The sequence below is a fragment of the Methanospirillum sp. genome (assembly GCF_035406105.1).
Classification (GTDB): domain Archaea; phylum Halobacteriota; class Methanomicrobia; order Methanomicrobiales; family Methanospirillaceae; genus Methanospirillum.
Genome location: NZ_DAONKG010000153.1, coordinates 1 through 6,014 on the forward strand (window position 1 = coordinate 1; position 6,014 = coordinate 6,014).

General features: G+C 51.5%; 3 protein-coding genes. All 3 read left to right on the forward strand.

The annotated features are described in order from the left end of the window. Window positions 1–2,668 (forward strand): DUF3821 domain-containing protein (locus PLA23_RS09535; RefSeq protein ID WP_324475001.1); only part of this gene is annotated, 2,668 nt, incomplete at its 5' end. A 290-nt stretch (window positions 2,669–2,958) separates the two neighbouring features. Next, window positions 2,959–4,656, forward strand: coding sequence for an SHOCT domain-containing protein (locus PLA23_RS09540; RefSeq protein ID WP_324327914.1), 1,698 nt, complete (start codon window positions 2,959–2,961; stop codon window positions 4,654–4,656). Between the two features lie 147 nt (window positions 4,657–4,803). Then, window positions 4,804–6,014: PKD domain-containing protein (locus PLA23_RS09545; protein ID WP_324475002.1), on the forward strand; the 1,211-nt coding region annotated here is incomplete at its 3' end.

The following is a 6,014-nucleotide window of genomic DNA, read 5'->3' on the forward strand; positions in this document are numbered from 1 at the left end:
GGTATTGTTCGTGATATTATTCCTGGCAATCTGCATTCCGGTTCTTGCAGGCCCGGTTATTGTTCCATTGGGTGGAGAGGCTTATCTTGGAGAGGAGGGGCTTGATATCCGGTATGCCGTTCCATATCCCTATACATCCATTGCCTATTTTCCGGCAGGGTCATCTCCCGGACGTGACCAGCCGGTTGATATCATGCAGGTCAGTCAGGGGAGGCTCAATGTGATTCCGGACCTTTTTTATGACCGGACCGGCGCATGGTATCAATGGGACCAGGTCCGGGGAATAGCCGGCCAGGTTGCATTCATTGTCAGAAATCCGCGAATATCCTTAAAGGTGATGGACCGGAACACCATGGCTGACCGATCATACGCAACCGTCTCCAGGGGGACACCACTGGTCATCCAGGTTGAGACAAATCTTGCCGGGATTACCAGAAGACCGGATTATTCCTATACTGATGGTCCGGTGAAGATACAGATGCGCACACCAGGAGGAGGGACCCTTGTTGGAGTGATGACACCTGGTGGCGGGCAGTACGTATTCAGCTCGTTTATCCCGACCAATGAAATCGGGTATGCCCCGCCGGTAGAGAGTGGGGGATGGGATACCGGTTGGAGAGGATATGAGTCAGGCCTTTATTCAATTGAGCCCCGGTTTGCTGTGAACCGGATGGAGGACAATCTTCGTTCATTAAACGGAGGGTATACGCTCCGTGGGACGGAAGTCACCCTGGGAACCGAACGGGCAGGGTTATATCTCTCACAGGAAACGGTAGTGAGAGGAGATCCGTTCGGGGTGACCATCACTGGGTCTCCTGGTTCGCCCTATCTCCTCTGGGTGGAAGGGGGAGGCAGAACCGGATCTCCGGGGGATCAGCCACCCATGATCATCACCTCACAGGAGGGAGTCATACAGGATAATCCTGAAGGCCCGTATCGTATCGGGTCATACAGCCCGTCCGGGAGACGGAGTACGATTCGAGATCTCGTTCCCTCATCCCCATTCGGCGGAGTATATTATTATGCAGAGGTCACCATGGACCGGACCGGACGGAGAACGATAGAGTTTCGCACAACACCGGAGACCGGTGACAAACGATATACCATTCATGTTGAAGGGCCGGTAGGATCGGCAGCTCCAAAGTCTGACTCAATCCCTGTGCAGGTTGTAAAAGGGTTGGTATCAGTCTCCACCAGTGGTGATAGTTATTCGATTGGTGATGAAATACGTCTTTTTGGAACGAATAGTGGTTCATGTGAGACGTATCTCTTTATCACGGGCCCGAATCTTCCATCAGCCGGAGGCAGACTTGATGCGCCACGTAGACAGGTTATCGATAAAAATCCGTCCAGTTTCACATCAGCGTCCGGTGATTGTAAGACCTGGGAGTACCGGCTCTCTACCGGCGACCTTGGTCTTGATACCGGGACCTATACCATTTATGCTGTTTCAGCCCCCCGCGACCGGTATCACCTGGAAAGCACCTCCTGGCAGGTGATTCCGATAACCTTGAAACGGCCGTTCCTCTCGGTATCAGGGAGGAGACTGTCTGTTGCACAGGGTGATGACCTGACGATTACCGGATTGGTCGGCGGCCGGACTGATGCCGGGGTTGCTATCTGGATATTTGGCAGAAATTACTTCTGGTATGATATTGCTTCGACTGAGCGGGGTGGATGGTTCTCGTATGATCTCTTAGGATCAAAAACCAGTGCGATGGCGCCGGGTGAATATGCGGTCATTATTCAGCATCCTATGGCAAACGGTAACTTTGACATCTGGCCTGACCGGAATCGGGAGATGGTTCTTGGGACAACGCCGTGGTATGGTGCTCCGGTATTCAGAATTGGCGGGCCTGGTGCCCTTATGGGTCCTTCTGCCGCGGCGGCTCTGATTTCAGCACTGAAAAGCCAGTTTATTGATGACTCCTTCACCGAATACTCCGTCATCATCCAGAACCCGAAGATAACTATTGCATCAGCATCCCTGAACGGGACCATCGGAATGCCGGTGATCGTATCAGGAACGACAAACCTAGCTCCTGGATCCCGCCTTCTCATTGAGGTAACCGACGAGCGGTTTTTGCCTACCCGGAAGGGAGGATCCGGGGACTGGTCCGGATATTCAGGCACAACAACAACGGTTGCCGGACCCGGAGGGGAGCAGGAGTTTATGTTTGAGATTCCTGCAGATGCACTGAAAGAGGGTCGATATCAGATCCTCATTCAGGCGATCTCGTCTCCGGCAACTGCATCCGGTGTTTTGACTATCTCCCGGCCGCTCGTTGTATCCACGGCTCCAGCCATTCAGGTGAATCAGACCAGAGAGGTCGTGGTGAATCAGACTCCTATACCGGAGACAATGACAGAGGAGCCAGATACCCCTGCACAAACTCTCCCGTCCCCTGAACCGGTTCGGGCAACGTCGGGCCCTGAACCCGAAGGTGGTATTCTGTCAAATTTCTCCGGCCAGATTCGTGAACCCCCGGTTCTGCTTGGATTTGGAATAATCTTTGGTTTATGTATTGCAGGGCTGATTGTCGCATTGATTGCATGGCACCGGAAAGAGGAAGAAGAGCGCGGATCGGTCACGAATGATGGCTCCTCAGCATCAGATCCAGGAGACCTGGAGGTGGATGAGGATGAAAAAGACCCATCCCTGAAGTAACCGGAAATCCAGTCAGGGGAGTCCTTAGCAGAGCAGATGAGAGCTGCGGCAGTACCAGGACTTCCCATTCTCCGGGTATGGGATCCCAGCTTTTCTATGTCTTCATATCCGGTGAATGGCATAATGTCCATCATATATCCCGCGCCTGGAAGAATGGGTATATCAGGTACGTTCTGACAAACAGGGAATGCCTGGCAACACTATATAAAGAGCTACGTGCGTCGCAGGGATGGACAGTCAAAGTACCTTATTATGTTCAAGTATATACCAGTAATCAGGTGGGGAGGCACATGACAGAAGAAGATCCTCTATCAATAGTGCAGGTGCGGTATGCACGGGGGGAGATTGATACTGCAGAGTATGAAGAATTTCTCTCCTGGTTTTTGAAAAATATCTCATTTCAGCAGGTTCCGTCCCTGAAGATTGCATCAGAGCGGTATGCAAACGGGGAGATATCCATCGGGCAGTATAAAGAGATCATCTCACATCTTCTCAACGATATCAGTAATTACCAGCAGAGTGCCCCCCTACGGGTTCTTCATCTCAGATATGCGGAAGGGGTAATCGACACTGCCGAGTTTGAGGAGAAGGTCGGGGTTTTGATGAAGGATATCCCTGCATACCCGTATAGTCCGCCACTTGCGGTACTGTTTATGCGGTATGCGAAAGGTGAGATTGATAACCAGCGGTACCAGGAGATGCTCAGCCATCTTGCCACGTACTGCACACCCAATCTCCCGCCCTCCATACAGGAAGCAGCGCCCTCTCCTGAACCACAGAAAACCACGGCCTTTCCCCCAAAATCTGCACCCCCGGCAGGTCAGAACCCCCCCGGTCATTCCCCGGCCCCTGCCTCAAAACCACCAGAAGCACCACACACACCGGATTCGTATCGTCTGAACTTTGCAACAGTACAAAATCCATCCCCAGCACCGGCAGGTGAGGCCCAGGCAGTTCATCCGGATATCCATGAAGCAATTTCCGGAGGAATGAAAGCCGGTATGGGAGCTGCCCCCGGAGATATAGCAGAACAACCGGTTCTGGTGGAGCCTGTTCCTGAAATAACGGCAGAACGTGGCTCATACCACATCACTGACATCAGTGCGCCAGCCGCCCCGGTCACGGTCCTGGTTAAACCAGATCCAGAACCTTTGAAAAAAGGGACAACCATCTCATTTAAGCAGAACCTCACCGATATCCCGGCCGGGAGCACTCAGCCGGTAAACCCTGAGGAGCATATCCCTGGTTCTCCACCGGCACCTGAACCGGATCAGATCATATCAGATGTTGCCACATCACCATCCGGGAACCATCAGAAGATAAAGGCCATGATAAAACAGGGAAAATATCAGGAGTCTATCGCCCGCCTGGACGAGATGCTCGAAAAGTCGCCTGATGATTACCGGTCTTTGTTCCTGAAAAGTATAGCACTCTTTAACATTGGCAAAGGTGACGAGGCTCTTGAAATACTGAGCAAGGCAAAGGAGTCCTGTACAAATAAGGATGATGCAAAAGAGATAGAGCGGATTTATAGTCATATCGTGCAGAAGGGGAGTGCAAAAAGCATACCCCGGAAGGAGAAGGGGAAAGAGAATGAGTCATCACAGGAATCACATAAGGAACCGAATAAAGTCCCTTCTCTGACCAGTCATCCGGAGCGGGTAAAGAATGAGTACTCAGAGATGATTGAGAAGATCTGTGAGCAGGCCCAGAGCCTCATTGATGCCGGTGATTATACGGGGGCAAATGAAATCCTGGCAGATATCCAGAAGCTGGTGCAGGATATCCCTGTTGAGACCATGCAGAAAGAGTCAATTGATGATCTGTTTGCCGCCAAGGGTTTTGTCCTGTATCAGCTGAAAGAGTTTTGTGAAGCAAAAAAATACTTCAAGGAAGCGACCAGGATAAACCCAAAGAACGAGACGGCGATCCATTACCTGAATGATATCAGGGTCCGCGACTGTAACAAGTTTGTCAGGCACGTATAAGTCATGGAAAAACCATGATTCTTTTTCTCCATACACGACGGTTCACTATCAAACACCATCTTTTATATAATATATTGGATAATTGGATCATACAGATATCTGGCCTGTTTGTGGGATGTGAGCCCCCGGTATCCGGAACGGAGGTATATGATGAATGATGAAGAGGACATGCTCGAGCTTCTTGACGATGAGGGGACGTCAGATCAGCTTGACCTGGAGCTGGATGAACCGGAAGAGGAATCTTCTCCCTACGTTGATGACAGTATAGATGAAGCAGCGCCCGCACCGGACGAGTCCGGGGAACCGGCAGCGTTTGAGGAACCGGAAGGGCGCGAACTGGAGATTGATATCCGGTTGATTATTGTTGCAATAGCCGCGATTGCGGTGATTATTCTTGCGGGTGTTTTTTTTGTCATGCCCATGATCATGCCGTCTGGTCCGCCGGCGGTTGTCATGACACCAAGCCAGTCAGGTGAGGATGTTTATCTGTACTATGAGTCAGGTCCGGATCTCGGGGAACAGGACCTGAGATTTACCTTGGGGGGTGCAGAAATCCCACAGGACAAGATCATGCTGATGGGGGGCTATACCTGGCCGTGGAAACAAGGCACGGTCCTCAGGATAGATACCTCCGGATATGCAAAACCTGCACCGGTCGAAGTAATTTATACGAAAGGTGAAGGAGAGACGCTGCTTTTTTCAACCCAGGCAGAACCTACTCCGACGCCAACACCGACACCAACACCAACTCCTGAGCCGACTCCTGAACCGGTCATGACTCCTGAAGTTCAGGTTCCCATCCAGCAGGGAATGCCGGTTCAGCAGATACCAATGGAAGACCTGATGAATCAGTCCTTGATCAGGTTTGATGCACAGCCCACCGCCGGTATTCAGCCGCTCAAGGTTCAGTTTGCCGACCAGACACAGGTCTGTGCCCAGAACCGGTCGTGGGACTTTGGGGACGGGATGAGATCGAATACACGATATCCTGAGCACACCTATCCATTCCCCGGTACCTATACCGCACGGCTTGACATGACCTTCTGCGATCCGGATGAATCATCAGAGGCACCAACCAAAGAGATCACGGTATTACCGGTTGACCGGCAGGATACCCTCCTCTCTGGCCCGGGGTCAGCGAGTATTGATGCAGGAGGATCGCTCTTCTTTTCCGTAAAGGGTCCTGGCATGCTTATTCGGATTGGAGGAAGAGATCACACCCTGAAGAAAGGCGACCTGGTCAGGATTGATCTGAACGATGGTGGAACCGGATATATATCCATCATCAACAATGCCATTATCCAGTTTAACTTTGAGAATGTGACCGTCTGGATTAATGATCAGGAGTATGAAACCGG

Excerpts from the sequence above, each read along its gene's own strand:
- PLA23_RS09540 (WP_324327914.1), top strand. The coding sequence starts at position 2,959 with ATGACAGAAGAAGATCCTCTATCAATAGTGCAGGTGCGGTATGCACGG.